The sequence below is a fragment of the Pseudomonas koreensis genome, from assembly GCF_025447595.1.
Taxonomy (GTDB): domain Bacteria; phylum Pseudomonadota; class Gammaproteobacteria; order Pseudomonadales; family Pseudomonadaceae; genus Aquipseudomonas; species Aquipseudomonas koreensis_H.
In genome coordinates this window covers 53344-70543 of sequence record NZ_JAOEJU010000031.1, presented here as the reverse complement: position 1 = coordinate 70543, position 17200 = coordinate 53344, and the positions used below count along the sequence as shown (strand labels likewise).

The 17200-nt window shown below is 61.0% G+C and carries 12 protein-coding genes; 9 read left to right on the top strand and 3 right to left on the bottom strand.

The features are described 5' to 3' along the window. Positions 1–178: 178 nt before the first annotated feature. Entirely contained in the window at positions 179–991 is an 813-nt protein-coding gene (gene xthA / locus N8H71_RS26490) for an exodeoxyribonuclease III (RefSeq protein WP_115078497.1), read from the bottom strand. A 174-nt stretch (positions 992–1165) separates the two neighbouring features. Here xthA and N8H71_RS26485 point away from each other — a divergent pair, with 174 nt between their 5' ends. The 7 genes from N8H71_RS26485 (at position 1166) to N8H71_RS26455 (ending at position 12371) form a co-directional block, all read left to right on the top strand. Continuing rightward, positions 1166–1816: a GNAT family N-acetyltransferase gene (locus N8H71_RS26485; protein ID WP_064380744.1), complete on the top strand. Its 651-nt coding sequence runs from the start codon at positions 1166–1168 to the stop codon at positions 1814–1816. Between the two features lie 66 nt (positions 1817–1882). Continuing rightward, positions 1883–3610 (top strand): autotransporter assembly complex protein TamA, encoded by a 1728-nt coding sequence (locus N8H71_RS26480; protein WP_262196252.1) that lies wholly within the window; start codon positions 1883–1885, stop codon positions 3608–3610. Beyond that, on the top strand, positions 3607–7281 hold the full coding sequence (locus N8H71_RS26475; RefSeq protein ID WP_262196251.1) for a translocation/assembly module TamB domain-containing protein: 3675 nt from the start codon (positions 3607–3609) through the stop codon (positions 7279–7281). The genes N8H71_RS26480 and N8H71_RS26475 overlap by 4 nt, the downstream gene beginning before the upstream one ends. 244 nt (positions 7282–7525) lie before the next feature. Beyond that, entirely contained in the window at positions 7526–8008 is a 483-nt protein-coding gene (locus N8H71_RS26470) for a MarR family winged helix-turn-helix transcriptional regulator (RefSeq protein WP_262196250.1), read from the top strand. Further along, on the top strand, positions 7998–9467 hold the full coding sequence (locus tag N8H71_RS26465) for an efflux transporter outer membrane subunit (RefSeq protein ID WP_262196248.1): 1470 nt from the start codon (positions 7998–8000) through the stop codon (positions 9465–9467). The genes N8H71_RS26470 and N8H71_RS26465 overlap by 11 nt, the downstream gene beginning before the upstream one ends. Positions 9468–9482: 15 nt before the next feature. Next, complete coding sequence (locus tag N8H71_RS26460; RefSeq protein ID WP_262196247.1) at positions 9483–10685, top strand: efflux RND transporter periplasmic adaptor subunit; 1203 nt, start codon at positions 9483–9485, stop codon at positions 10683–10685. A 156-nt stretch (positions 10686–10841) separates the two neighbouring features. Continuing rightward, on the top strand, positions 10842–12371 hold the full coding sequence (locus N8H71_RS26455) for a DHA2 family efflux MFS transporter permease subunit (RefSeq protein WP_192561624.1): 1530 nt from the start codon (positions 10842–10844) through the stop codon (positions 12369–12371). A gap of 120 nt (positions 12372–12491) precedes the next feature. On the opposite strand, the gene lpxH is transcribed toward N8H71_RS26455, so the two are convergent. After that, entirely contained in the window at positions 12492–13244 is a 753-nt protein-coding gene (gene lpxH, locus N8H71_RS26450) for a UDP-2,3-diacylglucosamine diphosphatase (protein ID WP_262196246.1), read from the bottom strand. Then, entirely contained in the window at positions 13241–13747 is a 507-nt protein-coding gene (locus N8H71_RS26445) for a peptidylprolyl isomerase (RefSeq protein WP_085690022.1), read from the bottom strand. The genes lpxH and N8H71_RS26445 overlap by 4 nt, the downstream gene beginning before the upstream one ends. Positions 13748–13997: 250 nt before the next feature. Here N8H71_RS26445 and N8H71_RS26440 point away from each other — a divergent pair, with 250 nt between their 5' ends. Together N8H71_RS26440 and cysS are read left to right on the top strand one after the other, a co-directional pair. Beyond that, on the top strand, positions 13998–15698 hold the full coding sequence (locus N8H71_RS26440; RefSeq protein ID WP_262196245.1) for a glutamine--tRNA ligase/YqeY domain fusion protein: 1701 nt from the start codon (positions 13998–14000) through the stop codon (positions 15696–15698). Between the two features lie 20 nt (positions 15699–15718). Next, a complete protein-coding gene (gene cysS, locus N8H71_RS26435) occupies positions 15719–17101 on the top strand; it encodes a cysteine--tRNA ligase (RefSeq protein ID WP_262196243.1) in 1383 nt (460 codons plus the stop codon). The last annotated feature ends 99 nt before the right edge of the window (positions 17102–17200 follow it).

Genomic DNA, 17200 nt, shown 5'->3' with positions numbered 1-17200 from the left:
CGTCAACAGTCAGAAACCAGCCTAGTCCCTCCTCCTCCCTTCAAGTACCAGCATACAAGCCAGCCTGCTGGCGATAGCGTCTATTCAGTCGCCGAAAGTGGCGACTGAATAGACGCTATCGTCGGATCGCCGCCCGGAGCAGGCTCGCTCCCACAGTAGATTTGAGGTGATTGCAGTATCAGCTCAATTCAAGCCAGATCGGCGCATGGTCCGAAGGCTTTTCCATCCCGCGCAGTTCATAGTCGACACCGGCGGCTTTCACCCGTGGCAGCAAACCGTGGGACGCCAGGATCACATCGATGCGCAGCCCGCGCTTCGGCTCGTCTTCAAACCCACGGCTGCGGTAGTCGAACCAGCTGAACATGTCGGTCACGTCCGGGTTCAGGTGACGGTAGCTGTCGGTCAGGCCCCAGTTTTTCAGGCGGGCCATCCACTCGCGCTCTTCCGGCAGGAAGCTGCATTTGCCGGTTTTCAGCCAGCGCTTCATGTTGTCCGGGCCGATGCCGATGTCGCAGTCTTCCGGGGAAATGTTCACGTCGCCCATCACCACCAGCGGCTGTTCATTGTTGAACTGGCTTTCCAGCAGCGCTTGCAGATCGCTGTAGAAACGCTGTTTGGCCGGGAATTTGGTCGGATGGTCGCGGCTTTCGCCCTGTGGGAAATAGCCGTTCATGATTGTCACCGGCACGCCGTTGGCGTCGGCGAAAGTGCCCCAGATGAAGCGCCGCTGCGCGTCTTCTTCATCGGTGGCAAAACCTTTATGAATGGCAATCGGTTCCTGGCGCGAGAGCAGGGCAACGCCGTAATGGCCTTTCTGGCCGTGGAAATAAACGTGATAACCCAGGGCCCGCACTTCTTCCAGCGGGAACTGGTCGTCGTGGACCTTGGTTTCCTGCAGGCCGATGACGTCCGGCTGATGCTTTTCGATCAGCGCCGCCAGCTGATGCGGGCGGGCCCGCAGTCCGTTGATGTTGAAGGAAACGATCTTCATGGTCGGCAGTCCTGGCAAAAGGGCGATGCTAGCTGACATGTAGGATCTGGGCCAGCGTGGCGGTAGTCCATATGCGCTGCTAATGTCTTTCGGGTGTGGGAACGATCCCTTCAGCCCAAGGCTCGTATAACAAGAACGGGGCCTGTTGAGTCCCGTCCAGGGAGAATCACCGTCATGCCTGAAACCCAAACCGCCATCGCTGACATCCACATGCTCGACCGCGGCTATTCCCGGGAAGCGCGATCCCTTCTCTATCAGGCTTACCGCCACGAGCCGACCTTTGCTTACCTGTTCGAAGCCGAGCGTCCGGGCTATGAACAACGGGTGCGCGCCACGGTGCGGGAGCTGGTCAAACAGCATTTCCTGCAGGATCTGCCGGCCATCGGGCTTTTGGTCAATGATCGCCTGATCGGCATCGCCTTGATCGCGCCGCCGCAACGTCGTCTGGGTGTTACCGAAAGTTGGGCCTGGCGTTTGCGCATGGTGCTGAGCACCGGTTTCCGTTGCACCCGGCGTTATCTGGAATATCACGCCGCCGTTGAGGCCTGCGTGCCGACCGACTCGGTGCACATGCTGCCGCTGCTCGGCGTGCACCCACAATTTCAGGGCAAACACTTCGGCGAACAACTGCTGCAAGCGGTGCACAACTGGTGCGCGGTGGATGAAACCTCACAAGGCGTGATCCTCGACACCGGTAACCCGCGGTATCTGGAGTTCTACAAGCGTCAGGGTTATGAGGAAATCGGCGAAGTGGCCGTCGGCCCGGTGCGCGAGCACGTGTTTTTCCACGCCAACCCGCAGGTGTTACAAACAGCAACGGGATAACCATCGAACTTTCTAAGACATTTCCTGTTCTATCACGCTCCCAAGCCCGTGATAGCATCCGCGCCTATGAAGTTTCCAGGAAGATTTACCAGTGGCGTGCTCATGCTGTTAACCAGCTGCGCGGCGCTGGCGCAAAGTGAATTGGATGTGCGGATCAAACCGTCCAACGATGAGCTCAAGGCCAATATAGAAGGCTATATCGGCAGCCTCGGCGATCGTGACGAAGAAGCCTTGCAGCGCTTCAGTCGCGGCGCCGAAGAACAGGCGCGCAAGGCCGCCCAGGCCTTGGGTTATTACCAGCCGCAGATCGAAAGTGACGTCAAGGGCGGCGAAAAACCGCGCCTGGTGCTGAACATCGATCCCGGCGAGCCGATTCGTCTGCGCAACGTGACCGTGCGCATCGACGGCCCGGCGGCCTCCCTCAAATCCTTTCGAGTCCCGAAAAGTGACGTGCTCAAGCCCGGCGCGGTACTCAACCATGGGCGTTACGAAGACGCCAAACGCCTAATCCAGAACCAGGCCTCGCGCTACGGCTTTTTCAGTGGGCGTTTCACCAGTCAGAAATTGATGGTCGATCCCCGCGCCGGGGTCGCCGACGTCGAACTGATCTATGAAAGCGGCCCGCGTTATGCGCTGGGCAAAGTCAGTTTTGAAGGCGATACACCGTTCGACGAAGACCTGCTGCAACGCATGGTGCCGTTCAAGGCCGGCGATCCCTATGACTCTGAACTGATCGCCGAACTCAACCGCGACCTGCAATCGAGCGGCTACTTCGAAGGCGTGCGGGTCGACGCCGCGCCGACCGCCGCAAAAAACGACGTGATCCCGGTGGACGTCAAACTCGACACCCGCAAGCCGCGCACCATGGGCCTGGGTCTCGGTTATTCCACCGACGTCGGCCCGCGAATCAAGGCCAACTGGACCCGCCACTGGGTCAACCCGCAGGGCGACAGTTATGGCTGGGAGGCCGAACTGTCGGCGCCACGACAAAACGTCGGCCTGTTCTACGACATCCCGCTGGACCCGCCGCTGACCGACAAGCTGCGCTGGGCCGGTGGTTATCAATACGAGGACATCGACGGTTCCGACACCCTGAGCAAGCTGCTGACCTTCGGCCCGGAATGGCACAGCAAACTGCCGAGCGGCTGGCAGCGGGTGATCTCGCTGAAATGGCAGCGCGAGGAATACCAGCTCGGCGACGACTCCGGTCTGAGCACTTTGCTGATGCCCGGCGTCAGCTATTCCTACCTCAAGAGCGACAACCGCATCGATCCGCACAATGGCTATCGCCTGACCTTCGAAAGCAAGGTTGCGAAAGAAGGCCTCGGTTCGGACAACAACCTGGTTTACGGCACAGCGCTGGTCAAAGGCCTGACCACAGTGTTCGACAAGCACCGTCTGCTCGGGCGGGTGCAGGTCGGCGGCAGCGCTACCAACGGCTACAAATCGGTGCCGCCGTCGCTGCGCTTCTTCGCCGGTGGCGATCAGAGCGTGCGTGGCTACGACTATCAGAGCTTGTCGCCGGAAAACTCCGACGGCGACCGCATCGGCGGGCGCTACATGGTCGCCGGCAGTGTTGAATACCAATACTCGATTGCCGAGAAGTGGCGGATCGCGACCTTCGTCGATCAGGGCAACTCCTTCAACAAACTCGAACTGCCGAACCTCAAGACCGGGGTCGGTATCGGTGTGCGCTGGGTTTCTCCGGTGGGGCCGATCCGCCTCGACCTGGCCCACGCGCTGGACGACGATGGCGGCATCCGGCTGCACTTTTCCATGGGGCCTGAGCTGTGAAGCGTGGTTTGAAGATTTCGGCGCTGGCGTTGTTGTCGCTGGTGCTGCTGATTGTATTGAGTATTACCGCTGTGCTCGGAACGCAGGCCGGCAGCCGTTGGGTGCTGGGTCTGGTGCCGGGTTTGAGTGTCGACAACTTTCAGGGTCGCCTCGGCGGGCAGTGGAGCGCCGATCATCTGCTGTGGCAGCAAGACACCAGCCGCGTCGAACTGAGCAAACCGATCTTCGAATGGTCGCCGCTTTGCCTGACGCGCATGACCCTGTGCATTCAACAGCTCAAAGCCGATACCGTCAGCCTGCAATTCCCGCCGAGCGAAGAAGTCACTGAAAGCGGCCCGATCAAACTTCCTGATCTGCAATTGCCCGTGGCCATCGAGCTGGGCGACGTGCAGGTCGGCAGCCTGTTGTTCAACGGCAGCGAAGCGTTGAAAGGCCTGCAACTGGCAGCGCACTGGACCGCCAAGGGCATGCAGATCGACAGCGTGAAACTGCAACGCGACGAGTTGAGCCTGAATCTGTCCGGCCTGCTACAACCGACCGGCAACTGGCCGCTGAACATCACTGGTGATCTGACCTTGCCGTCGCCGGCTCCCGAACCGTGGACGCTGGCGCTGAAAGTCGACGGCGACTTGCTGAAAACCCTCAACCTGCACGCCGACAGCCGTGGCTACCTCGACGGCCAGTTGAGCGGCGAACTGCAACCGTTGGTGGAAAACCTGCCGGCCAAGGTGCGGATCACCTCGGAAGCCTTCAAACCTAGCGCCGATCTGCCGGACACCTTGCAATTCAATCAATTGGTATTGACCGGCGAAGGCGACCTGAAAAACGGTTATCAACTCCTCGGCAATGCGACGCTGCCTGCCGAGAAAGGCCCGATGGCGCTGTTGCTCAAAGGCAAGGTTGACGCCAAAGGTGCACAGATTGCCGGCCTCGATCTGACCGCCAACGACAAGCAAAGCCTCAAGCTCACCGGCAACGTCGACTGGAGCAAAGGCCTTAACGCCCAGGCCAATATCAACTGGCTGGATTTTCCGTGGCACCGGCTCTATCCGGAGATCGACGAGCCGCAGGTCACGTTGCGTACCTTCACGGGCGAAGTCTCCTACACCGACGGTCAGTACATCGGTAACTTTGCCGCCGCTGCAGATGGGCCGGCGGGAGCGTTCACCCTGAGCAGTCCGTTCAGCGGCAATCTCAAGCAGATCTTCCTGCCGCAACTGAAACTCGAAGCCGGGCAGGGCAAGGCCGAAGGCCATGTGAACGTGCAGTTCGCCGATGGCATTGCCTGGGACACTGCACTGGAACTGTCGGCGCTCAATCCGGCGTACTGGGTTGCGGAGTTGCCGGGCACCCTGGCCGGCCCGTTGAAAAGCAAAGGCGAAATGAAGAACGAGCGCCTGAGCCTGAATGCCGACCTCGACCTGAAAGGCAAACTGCGCGGGCAACCGGCGATCCTGCAAGCCAAGGCCGACGGCGCGGGCGAGCAGTGGAATCTGAATGCCCTGCAAATCCGCCTCGGCGACAACAGCATCAACGGCAAGGGCAGTCTGCAACAGAGGCTCACCGGGCAGATCGACATCAAACTGGCGCGTCTGGCCCAGCTCTGGCCGCAACTGCGCGGGCAGATCAACGGTCGGGTCGATGTCGCCGGCACGCTCAAGGCGCCGCAAGGCAAGCTCGGCCTGCAAGGTTCGCAACTGGCGTTCCAGGACAACCGCCTGCAGAGCCTCAACCTCGACGCTACCCTCGACAGCGCACAACGGGCGAAAATCGACCTCAAGGGCAGCGGCATCCAGGCCGGCGACACGTCGCTGGGCACGCTGACCGCCAGCGCTCAGGGCGATATCAAAAGCCAGAAACTCAATCTCGACCTGCTCGGGCCGAAGCTGAAACTGGCGTTGGGCCTGGACGGCAATCTGGACAAGGGCAACTGGCGCGGACGCCTGGCCAGTGGCGACATTCAGGCCGGCGGTCAGGACTGGAAACTGCAAAACCCGGCGAAACTCGAGCGTCTGGCCGACGGCAAGATCAACTTCGGCGCCCATTGCTGGATGTCCGGCAATGCCAGCCTGTGTGGTGAAGACCAGCGCCTGATGCCGGAGCCGAAGCTGCGTTATCACCTCAAGCAATTCCCGATCGAAAGCCTGGCGCAGTGGTTGCCGAAGGATTTCGCCTGGCAGGGCAAGCTCAACGCCGACCTGCAACTGGACCTGCCGGCCAGTGGCCCGAACGGCCAGATCAGCGTCGATGCCAGCGGCGGCACCTTGCGCATGAAGGAAAAGGATCAGTGGCTGGACTTCCCGTACCAGACCCTCAAGCTCACCAGCAAACTCACGCCGAAACGCATCGACACCGACCTCAACTTCGCCGGCGGCAAGCTCGGTGAACTGATGGTGCAGGCGCAACTCAATCCGCTACCGAAGAACAAACCGGTCAGTGGTTCGTTCCGCCTCAGCGGACTCGATCTGTCGGTGGCGCGGCCGTTCGTGCCAATGGTCGAGAAACTCACCGGGCGCCTGAACGGCAGCGGCACGATTTCTGGCGGGCTGCTCGCGCCGCTGGTCAACGGCACCGTGCAACTCAGCGACGGCGAAGTGTCCGGGCCGGAGTTGCCGATCGAACTTCAAGCATTGCAACTGCGAGCGGTGATCGCCGGTGAGGCCGTGCAATTGAACGGCGGCTGGAAAAGCGGCAAGAGCGGGCAGGGCAGTCTGAACGGCAACATCGCCCGGGGTCAGGCGCTGGTGGTGGATCTGGCGCTCAAGGGTACGCAATTGCCGGTGACGGTCGAACCTTACGCCAAGCTTGAAGTGGCGCCGGACCTGAAGATTTCCATGGCCGGCGATGAACTGGCGATTGCCGGCAAGGTGCTGGTACCGAAAGGCGAAATCACCGTGCGCGAACTGCCGCCATCGACGGTGAAGGTCTCCGATGACACGATCATCGTCGGCGCGCAGACCGAAGAGGGCAAGCCGCCGCTGGCGATGAAAATGGACATCGATGTGGTGGTCGGCCAGGACAAGTTGAGCTTCGCCGGGTTCGGCCTCACCGCCAATCTGCAAGGCCAGGTGCACATCGGCGACAACATGGACACTCGCGGCGAGCTGTGGCTCAACGACGGACGTTATCGCGCCTATGGTCAGCGCCTGACGGTGCGTCGCGCGCGTCTGCTGTTTGCCGGGCCGATCGATCAGCCGTATCTGGACATCGAAGCGATCCGCCAGACCGATGACGTGATCGCCGGTATTCGCCTGAGCGGCAGCGCCGAACAGCCGACCACGCAGATCTTCTCCGAGCCAGCCATGAGCCAGGAACAGGCGCTGTCCTATCTGGTGCTGGGGCGTCCGCTGAGCACCACTGGCGAGGACAACAACATGCTCGCGCAGGCGGCGCTCGGTCTGGGTCTGATGGGCAGTTCCGGGGTCACCAGCAGTCTGGCCAGTGACCTGGGCATTCAGGATTTTCAGCTCGACACCCAGGGCAGCGGCAACACCACCAGCGTGGTGGCCAGCGGCAACATCTCGGAAAAACTCAGCCTGCGTTACGGCGTCGGCGTGTTCGAGCCGGCCAACACCATCGCCTTGCGCTACAAGCTGAGCAAAAAGGTCTACCTCGAAGCCGCCAGCGGCGTGGCCAGTTCGCTGGACATCTTCTACAAGCGGGATTTCTAGCCCGCGTTCCCTCCGAAACCGAGTCGCTCCCATCGCGAGCAAGCTCGCTCCCACACAGGATTTGTGAACGCCACAAAAACTGTGGGGAGCGAGCTTGCTCGCGATGGCGGCCGCCTGCGTACATAAAAACCCAGTCCACTGGTCAACTAATTACAAAGCAACCTAACTATTGCGTTGACATTCGCTGCCTAGGCAGTAACATCTCGACATACATTCACTGCCTAGGCAGTTATTAGGTGAGCACATGAAGCATTTCACCCCAGACGAATTCAAGCATTGCCATCTCGGCCTGTTGCTCGGCCGTGCCGCCTTGCTCAAGGACAAGATCATCGACACCCACATGGAACCCCACGGCATCACCGCCGCGCAGTTCAAGGTGTTGATCATCATGGCCCAGTTCGGCGTCGACACCCCGGCCGAGCTGTGCCGGCACCTGTCGCTGGACAGCGGTTCGATGACCCGCATGCTCGATCGTCTGGAGCAGAAAGTTTTCCTGGTTCGCCAACGCAGCGAAGGCGATCGCCGTCAGGTGCAGCTGAAACTCACCGAGCAGGGCCAGCAACTGGCCGATCGGCTGCCGCACATCGGCGCTGACGCCATGAATGAACTGGCCGGCGCCGTGACCCCGGACGAGTTGAAAACCCTGGAATACATCCTCAAGAAAATTTTGCTGGCAGCCGGTGACCCCATCACCATCCAGCGGTTAGGTGAACACAATGAGCGGTAAAACCTTGCGCAGCAGCCTGACACTGGTGCTGTCGGCGATGATCCTCGCCGGTTGCGCCAACTACAGTGGCCTCGATACCCAGGGCGCCAGTCTCGATGCGAAAACCCTGAAGACCGGGCAATCGCTCAATGGCGTCACCCTGTCCCAGGCGGCGTGGCCGGAGAGTGACTGGTGGACCAGCCTCGGCGATCCGCAACTCGACGGCCTGATTCGTGAAGCCCTGAAAGACAGCCCGGACATGCAGATCGCCGACGCCCGCGCCCATCAGGCCAGCGCCGCCGCGTATGCCGCCGATGCCGAGCGCTATCCGACCCTCGACGCCAGCGCCGGCATCAGCCGTTCGCGTCTGGCCAAGGATCAGGACCCGCGAGGGCAGGGCGATGCCTACGCCACAGTGCGCAACATCAGCGCCGGCTTCAATTACAACTTCGATCTGTGGGGCGGTCAGCGTGACGCCTGGGAAGCCGCACTCGGTCAGGCCCGCGCCGCTGAAGTCGACCGTCAGGCTGCGCAACTGACCCTCGCTGCCGATGTGGCGCGGGCCTACAGCGATCTCGGTCAGGCGCACATCGTTTATGACCTGGCCAACGAAGACCTCAAACGCACCAAGCAGATGCTCGACCTGAGCCAGCGTCGCCTGAGTTCCGGGATAGACAGCCAGTACCAGTTCCAGCAGACCCAAAGTCTGGAAGCCAGCTCCGAAGCCAGCCTGATCGACGCCGAAAAGCGCCTGAACAGCGCGAAAATCGCCTTAGCCGTGCTGCTCGGCAAAGGCCCGGATCGCGGCAACGAAATCGCTCGGCCGAAAGTCCTGCAAGCCAGCGCTGTCGCACTGCCATCGGTGCTGCCGGCCGAACTGCTGGGCCGTCGTCCGGATCTGGTCGCCGCGCGCTGGCGTGTCGAGGTGGCAAGCAAGGACATCGACTCGGCCAAGACCCGGTTCTATCCGAACTTGAACCTGTCGGCCTCCGCCGGTGCCGAATCCTTGTTGGGGGACGCGATGTTCGGTTCCGCCAGTCGCTTCTTCAACATTGCCCCGACGATTTCGGTGCCGATCTTCGATGGCGGACGCCTGCGCGCCAACCTCGATGCCCGCGACGCCGATTACGACCTCGCCGTGGCGCAGTACAACAAAAGCCTGGTGAAAGCCCTGGGCGATGTCAGCGACACCATCAACCAGTTGCGTGACATCGGCCGGCAGATCGGCGCCCAGCAACACGCGACCGAGATTGCCCAGGACTCTTACAACACCGTCGTCCAGCGTTACGGATCCGGCATCGGCAACTACCTGGACGTGCTCAGCATCGAGCAGCAATTGCTGCAGGCCCAGCGTCAGCTGGCCAACCTGAATGCCGAGCAGATCGACCTGTCGATTCAACTGATGCAAGCGCTGGGCGGCGGCTTCCAGGGGCAAATCCTGACCGCAGCCAACGCCACCCCAGCCACGCCGCACAACTAATTCAAGGTATTTGTCATGGCCACTGCCGAAAACACACAAGCTCAAGACAACGCCCAGGACACTGGCAATCCGCGCAAACGCAAGGTGATGCTGCTGGTGCTGGCCGTTGTTGTTGCCCTCGCCGGTGCCGGTGTCTGGGCGTATCACGAATTCATCGGGCGCTGGAGCGAAAGCACCGACGACGCCTACGTCAACGGCAACGTGGTGGAAATCACCCCGTTGGTGACCGGCACCGTGGTCAGCATCGGCGCCGACGATGGTGACTTGGTTCATGAAGGCCAGGTGCTGATCAACTTCGACCCGAACGACGCCGAAGTCGGCCTGCAAAGCGCTCAGGCAAAACTGGCGCGCACCGTGCGTCAGGTGCGCGGTCTGTACAGCAATGTCGATGGAATGAAAGCCCAGGTCAATGCGCAACAGGCCGAAGTGCAGAAGGCGCAGGACAACTTCAACCGTCGGAAGAATCTCGCTGCTGGTGGGGCGATTTCCCAGGAAGAACTGTCCCACGCCCGTGATGACCTGACCTCGGCGCAAAACGCCTTGGCCAACGCTAAACAACAGTTGAAAACCACCAGCGCTCTGGTCGATGACACCGTGGTTTCGTCGCACCCGGACGTGATGGCGGCGGCGGCAGAGTTGCGTCAGGCCTACCTGAACAACGCCCGCAGCACACTGATCGCACCGGTCACCGGTTACGTTGCCAAACGCACCGTACAGCTCGGCCAGCGTGTGCAGCCGGGCACCGCGCTGATGGCGGTGATTCCGCTGGATCAACTGTGGATCGACGCCAACTTCAAGGAAACCCAGCTGCGTGACATGCGCATTGGCCAACCTGTGGAGATCGAGTCGGACATCTACGGCAGCGACGTGAAGTTCAGCGGCACCATCGACAGCCTCGGCGCGGGCACCGGCAGTGCGTTCGCCCTGTTGCCGGCGCAGAACGCTACCGGTAACTGGATCAAGATCGTGCAACGCGTGCCGGTTCGGATTCACGTCAACGCCGAAGAGTTGGCCAAGCACCCGCTGCGCGTCGGTCTGTCGACCAATGTCGAGGTCAACCTGCACGACCAGAGCGGCCCGGTACTGGCCCAGCAACCGCCACAAAAGGCCTCGTTCAGCACCAACGTCTACGACCGCCAACTGGCCGAAGCCGACGCGATGATCACCCAGTTGATCCACGACAACAGCGCGGCGGTCAGCAAGACCGCGCAACGCTGATCCCCTTCCTTTGTGGGAGCGAGCTTGCTCGCGAAAGCGGTGTGTCATTCAGCATTAATTTATCTGACAGACCGCCATCGCGAGCAAGCTCGCTCCCACAAAGGGCGGCTGTGTCTGTAACAGACACGGCGCCAACTCGGCTTTATAGGATTCGCGATGAGCAATAACGCCTCTTTTACGCCGCCCAGCCTGTTGCTCAGCACCATCGGCCTGTCGCTGGCGACCTTCATGCAGGTGCTCGATACCACGATCGCCAACGTGGCGTTGCCGACCATTTCCGGCAACCTCGGCGTGAGTTCGGAGCAGGGCACCTGGGTCATCACTTCGTTTGCCGTGAGTAACGCCATCGCGCTGCCGCTCACCGGCTGGCTGAGCCGTCGCTTCGGCGAGGTGAAGCTGTTTCTGTGGGCCACCATCCTGTTTGTGCTGGCTTCGTTCCTCTGCGGTATTTCCACGTCAATGCCGGAACTGATCGGCTTCCGCGTGCTGCAAGGCCTGGTGGCCGGGCCGCTGTACCCGATGACCCAGACGCTGCTGATCGCGGTCTATCCGCCGGCGAGGCGGGGCATGGCCCTGGCGTTGCTGGCGATGGTCACGGTGGTGGCGCCGATTGCCGGGCCGATCCTCGGCGGCTGGATCACCGACAGTTACAGCTGGCCGTGGATTTTCTTCATCAACGTGCCGATCGGGATCTTCGCGGTAATGGTGGTGCGCCAGCAGCTGGCCAAGCGACCGGTGGTCACCAGCCATCAGCCGATGGATTACGTCGGGCTGATCACACTGATCATCGGCGTCGGGGCGTTGCAGGTGATCCTCGACAAGGGCAATGACCTGGACTGGTTCGAGTCGAACTTCATCATTATTGGCGCGGCGATTTCGGTGATCGCGCTGGCGGTGTTCGTGATCTGGGAAATGACCGACCAGCATCCGGTGGTCAACCTGCGGCTGTTCGCCCACCGCAACTTCCGCATCGGCACGCTGGTGCTGGTGTTGGGTTACGCCGGATTCTTCGGCATCAACCTGATCCTGCCGCAGTGGCTGCAGACCCAGATGGGCTACACCGCGACCTGGGCCGGACTGGCGGTGGCACCGATCGGCATTCTGCCGGTGCTGCTGTCACCGTTTGTCGGCAAGTACGCGCACAAGTTCGACCTGCGCCTGCTGGCCGGGCTGGCGTTCCTGGCGATCGGTCTGAGCTGCTTCATGCGCGCCGAGTTCACCAACGAGGTGGACTTCCAGCACATCGCCTTGGTGCAGCTGTTCATGGGGATTGGCGTGGCGCTGTTCTTCATGCCGACTCTGAGCATCCTGATGTCGGACTTGCCGCCGAGTCAGATTGCCGATGGCGCTGGTCTGGCGACGTTCCTGCGGACATTGGGCGGCAGCTTTGCGGCGTCGTTGACTACGTGGATCTGGATTCGCCGGGCGGATCAGCATCATGCCTATATGAGCGAGAGCATCAGCACCTATGAGCCGGCGACCCGTGAGGCCTTGAATCAACTGGGCGGGGCGAGCAATCCGGCGTATGCGCAACTGGATCATGTGCTGACCAGTCAGGCGTATATGTTGTCGACCGTGGATTACTTCACGTTGCTGGGGTGGGGGTTCATGGGGTTGATTCTGATTGTGTGGCTCGCCAAGCCGCCGTTTGCTGCCAAGGCAGGCCCTGCGGCCAGCGGTCACTAAGGGCGACACGGTACCGGTGGGAGCGAGCTTGCTCGCGAATGCTGACTGACATCCAACATTTATGTTGACTGACATGACGCGTTCGCGAGCAAGCTCGCTCCCACAGTTTTTTATACGGCTTTAGACGGTTGGGGCGGGCAGTGCCGGCGGCGGTGCAAAATCAAACGGCGCCAATGCAAACCCGTTCTCATCCACCTGCAACGCCCAACCCTGACGATCCCAATCCCCCAGCACAATCCGCTTCGCCGCCTGATCGCCGATCTGCAGCTTGTGGATCGCCGGGCGATGGGTGTGCCCGTGAACCAGGGTTTTCACCCCGTATTCCTGCATGAGCCGCGGAATCTCCTCCGGCGTGACATCGACGATGTCATTGGCTTTCATCCGCGTCTGTGCCCGGCTTTCGCTGCGCAGCTTGCGCGCCAGCTTGTGGCGGGTGCGCAACGGCAAGTTGCGCAGGATGAACAGGCTCAGCGGGTTGCGCAGGTAGCGGCGCAGCTTCATATAGGCTTCGTCGCGGGTGCACAGGCTGTCGCCGTGCATCAGCAGCACCGGTTCGCCGTAAAACTGCACGACACTCGGATCCTTCAACAGCGTGCAGCCGGCTTCCTTGCAGAACGCCTTGCCGAGCATGAAGTCGCGATTGCCGTGCATCAGAAAAATGGCCGTGCCGCTGTCGCTGAGTTCGCGCAGGGCCTGGCAGATGAAACGCTGAAAGGGGGTCATGGCGTCGTCGCCAATCCACGCCTCGAAAAAGTCGCCCAGAATGTACAACGCACTCGCCGAGCGGGCGCGTCCGGCGAGCAAATCCAGAAACGCCCGGGTAATGTCCGGGCGCTCCTCTTCCAGATGCAAGTCTGAAATCAGCAATATCACGCTTCGATGATCTCGGCTTTCTCGATGATCACGTCGTCTGCTGGTACGTCCTGGTGGCCTGCCTTGGACGTGGTGGAAACGCCTTCGATCTTGTCGACAACGTCGGTGCCCGCAACCACTTTACCGAACACGGCATAACCCCAGCCCTGAGCGGTCTTGGCGGTGTGGTTCAGGAAGCTGTTGTCGGAGGCGTTGATGAAGAACTGCGCCGAAGCCGAATGCGGGTCCATGGTACGGGCCATGGCGATGGTGTACTTGTCGTTCTTCAGACCGTTGTCGGCTTCGTTCTGAATGCTCGGGCTCTTGTCTTTCTTTTCTTTCATGCCTGGCTCGAAACCGCCGCCCTGGATCATGAAGCCTTTGATGACGCGGTGGAACACGACGTTCTCGTAGTGACCCTTTTTAACGTACTCGATGAAGTTGGCGGTGGTGACCGGCGCCTTTTCAGCGTCCAGTTGCAGGACGATGTCACCGAAGTTGGTGGTCAATTTAACTTGAGTCATGATCGCTACTCTTTATAAGGAATTCGTGGGTATTGGGACATTTCGGCCCCGTACCGGTTCAGCCCCTGAGGGCCAAGGTGCGCAGTTTAGCGTGACAGGCGCGAATTTCGAGGCTGTTTTTCAAAACCCGGCGATTAAATGCATTCCTTTTAAGCCCTGCTCTGTCAGGGGCTTGACAGCATCGGCTATGATAGCGGCTTTGTTTTGTCAGGCCCGTGTCCCGGCCGCGCACTGTACGTTCAAGGATCCTATGAGCAAGCCCACTGTCGACCCTACCTCGAATTCCAAGACCGGCCCCGTTACGCCGGTCAATTTCCTGCGCCCGATCATCCAGGCGGACCTGGACTCGGGTAAGCACACGCAGATCGTCACCCGTTTCCCGCCTGAGCCCAACGGCTACCTGCACATCGGCCACGCCAAGTCGATCTGTGTGAACTTCGGCCTGGCCCAGGAGTTCGGCGGCGTCACTCACCTGCGTTTCGACGACACCAACCCGGCCAAGGAAGACCAGGAATACATCGACGCGATCGAAAGCGACGTCAAATGGCTGGGCTTCGAATGGTCTGGCGAAGTGCGCTACGCCTCGCAATACTTCGACCAGTTGCACGACTGGGCCGTCGAGCTGATCAAGGCCGGCAAGGCCTACGTCGACGACCTGACGCCCGAGCAAGCCAAGGAATACCGTGGCAGCCTGACCGAGCCGGGCAAGAACAGCCCGTTCCGCGACCGTTCGGTGGAAGAGAACCTGGACTGGTTCGCCCGCATGCGCGCCGGCGAGTTCCCGGACGGTGCCCGCGTACTGCGCGCCAAGATCGACATGGCCTCGCCGAACATGAACCTGCGCGACCCGATCATGTACCGCATCCGCCACGCCCATCACCATCAGACCGGTGACAAGTGGTGCATCTACCCGAACTACGACTTCACCCACGGTCAGTCGGACGCCATCGAAGGCATCACTCACTCGATCTGCACCCTGGAGTTCGAAAGCCATCGTCCGCTGTACGAGTGGTTCCTCGACGCACTGCCAGTACCGGCGCACCCGCGTCAGTACGAATTCAGCCGTCTGAACCTCAACTACACCATCACCAGCAAGCGCAAGCTCAAGCAACTGGTTGACGAGAAACACGTCAACGGCTGGGACGATCCGCGCATGTCCACGCTGTCGGGCTTCCGCCGCCGTGGCTACACCCCGGCGTCGATCCGCAATTTCTGCGACATGATCGGCACCAACCGTTCCGACGGCGTGGTCGATTTCGGCATGCTCGAGTTCAGCATCCGTCAGGACCTGGACGCGAACGCCCCGCGCGCCATGTGCGTGCTGCGTCCGTTGAAAGTCGTGATCACCAACTACCCGGAAGATCAGGTCGACAACCTCGAACTGCCGCGTCATCCGCAGAAAGAAGAACTCGGTGTGCGCAAGCTGCCGTTCGCTCGTGAAATCTACATCGACCGCGATGACTTCATGGAAGAGCCGCCAAAAGGCTACAAGCGCCTGGAGCCGAACGGCGAAGTGCGTCTGCGCGGCAGCTACGTGATCCGTGCCGACGAAGCGATCAAGGACGCCGACGGCAACATCGTCGAGCTGCGTTGCTCGTACGATCCGGACACCCTGGGCAAGAACCCTGAAGGCCGCAAGGTCAAGGGCGTGATCCACTGGGTGCCGGCCGCTGCCAGCATCGAGTGCGAAGTGCGTCTGTACGATCGCCTGTTCCGTTCTCCGAACCCGGAGAAGGCCGAAGACAGCGCGAGTTTCCTGGACAACATCAACCCTGACTCACTGCAAGTGCTGACCGGTTGTCGTGCCGAGCCTTCGCTGGGCAATGCACAGCCGGAAGACCGTTTCCAGTTCGAGCGCGAAGGCTACTTCGTCGCGGATATCAAGGACTCGAAACCAGGCCAGCCGGTATTCAACCGTACCGTAACCCTGCGTGATTCGTGGGGCCAGTGATCAAGTCTTAAGGAAACACCGTGCTTACGATCTACAACACGCTCACCAAGAGCAAAGAAGTCTTCAAGCCGCTGGATGGCAACAAGGTGCGCATGTACGTCTGCGGGATGACCGTGTACGACTACTGCCACCTGGGCCATGGCCGCAGCATGGTCGCGTTCGACCTGGTGACCCGCTGGTTGCGGTTCAGCGGTTATGACCTGACCTACGTGCGCAACATCACCGATATCGACGACAAGATCATCAACCGGGCCAACGAGAACGGCGAGTCGTTCGAAGCGTTGACCGAACGCATGATCGCGGCGATGCACGAAGACGAAGCGCGCCTGAACATCAAGAAGCCGGACATGGAACCGCGCGCCACGGATCACATCCCTGGCATGCACGCGATGATCCAGACCCTGATCGACAAGGGCTTCGCCTACGCTCCGGGCAATGGCGACGTGTACTACCGCGTCGGCAAGTTCATGGGCTACGGCAAGCTTTCGCGCAAGAAGATCGAAGACCTGCGCATCGGTGCGCGGATTGAAGTCGACGAAGCCAAGGAAGATCCGCTGGACTTCGTGCTCTGGAAAGGCGTCAAGCCGGGCGAGCCGAGCTGGGAATCGCCGTGGGGCGCCGGGCGTCCGGGCTGGCACATCGAATGCTCGGTGATGTCCACCTGCTGCCTCGGTGAGACCTTCGACATTCATGGCGGCGGCAGCGACCTCGAGTTCCCGCACCACGAAAACGAAATCGCCCAGAGCGAAGCGGCCACCGGCAAGACCTACGCCAACGCGTGGATGCATTGCGGCATGATCCGTATCAATGGCGAGAAGATGTCCAAGTCCTTGAACAACTTCTTCACCATTCGCGACGTGCTCGACAAGTACCACCCGGAAGTCGTGCGTTACCTGCTGGTGTCGAGCCACTACCGCAGCGCGATCAACTACTCGGAAGACAACCTCAAGGACGCCAAGGGCGCACTGGAGCGTTTCTACCACGCGTTGAAAGGCCTGCCGAACGTGGCGCCGGCTGGTGGCGAAGCGTTCGTCGAGCGTTTCACCACGGTGATGAACGACGACTTCGGCACACCGGAAGCCTGCGCGGTGCTGTTCGAGATGGTGCGTGAGATCAACCGTCTGCGCGAGAGCGATCTCGATGCTGCGGCCGGTCTGGCGGCGCGCCTGAAAGAACTGGCCAGCGTGCTGGGTGTGTTGCAGCTCGAAGCCGATGACTTCCTGCAGGCCGGCGCCGAAGGGCGTGTCGATGCAGCCGAAGTCGAGGCGCTGATCGCTGCGCGTCTGGCGGCACGTGCTGGTAAAGACTGGGCCGAATCCGACCGCATCCGCGACCAGCTCACCGCCATGGGCGTGGTGCTGGAAGACGGCAAGGGCGGCACGACCTGGCGTCTGGCTGACTGATCGAAGCGCCTGTTACAAACAAAACCCGCCTTGTGCGGTTTTTTGTTTTTCTGACGGCTTGATCGTTCGACGACTCGACGTTGATCGTTTCCACGCAGT